The 1118-nt window shown below is 52.2% G+C and carries 2 protein-coding genes; both read right to left on the bottom strand.

The features are described 5' to 3' along the window. A partial coding sequence (locus V6D20_02915; GenBank protein HEY9814745.1) for an NAD(P)-binding domain-containing protein occupies positions 1-366 on the bottom strand: 366 nt, incomplete at its 3' end. A 159-nt stretch (positions 367-525) separates the two neighbouring features. After that, positions 526-1118 (bottom strand): cell division protein SepF (locus V6D20_02920; GenBank protein ID HEY9814746.1); only part of this gene is annotated, 593 nt, incomplete at its 5' end.

Genomic DNA, 1118 nt, shown 5'->3' on the forward strand with positions numbered 1-1118 from the left:
TGCAGGAGTATTAGGCATAGCCCGAATCACCGGCTGTCCTGGAAAAGCTGCTTCTAAACGCTGGAGGGGTACCCCTGCCAGAATCGATAGCACAACTTGATCGGGATGACAGGACGTTAGCTGAGCAGCTACGGCGGTAAAAACCTGAGGCTTAATGGCTAATAAAACCTGGGATGCCTGGTCAATGACCTGCTGGTTATCGGAGCAAGCCGCAATGTGATAGGTCTTCTCCATCATCTCCCGGCGCTGCGGAGACGGATCGCTCACCACAATGTCGTCAGGATGATAGGTGCCCTGCTCAATCAGGCGAGACAGAAGCGCCTCTCCCATAACCCCGCCACCAATAACCCCAAGTTTTTTAGACACGAACGAAACTTCCTTTGTCATAACCCCAAAAATTATAAGGCACCATGAGAACCTCACAGTGCCTTTCTAAGGGCTGGCTAAGGGATGATAGAGAGGGGGGACTTGCCCCAGCCTCTCAACAATCTTAATTAAATGACGGATGGTAAACAATGAACGGCATTATGCCATGCGAGTTTGCGCCTCAGTGGCCCAAGCTGGGGTTGGAGCTGTGGGGCGAGCAACTGGACGAGCCTGGGGCTGAGATCCCGTTAGGTCGCCAAGGTTACCGGCTTGGGTGCTAACCTGCACACAGTTCGGGGTGAACAGGAAGATGCTTTCACCAATCCGCTCTTGATGACCATCAATGGCATAGGTGCCGCCAGCGACGAAGTCAACGGCTCGCTGAGCTTGGTCTGGATCCATGATGGTTAGGTTAAGAACCACCGACTTGCGTTCTCGCAGAGCGCGAATGACTTGAGGCATTTCCTCGAAGGTGCGAGGCTCCATGACCACCACCTCAGACATTCCGTTCGCAGCGCCAGGCATACCAATCACATTGTTCATAGCAGAGTTCATAGTGGAACTTGTTCCTATTTCACCAGATGAAATGATTGACCGTTCACGCAGGCGACGGCGACGCGGAGAGTCCTCTGCAACCGTCTCCTTGTTTTCTTGCTGGTAAAGATTTTGATACTCTTCACCACTATCCATTTCTTCGTACTCGTACTCGTAGTCTCCGGGGTCATTCAGACCAACAAAGTCTCGTAGCTTAG

Source organism: Candidatus Obscuribacterales bacterium, from assembly GCA_036703605.1.
Lineage (GTDB): Bacteria > Cyanobacteriota > Cyanobacteriia > RECH01 > RECH01 > RECH01.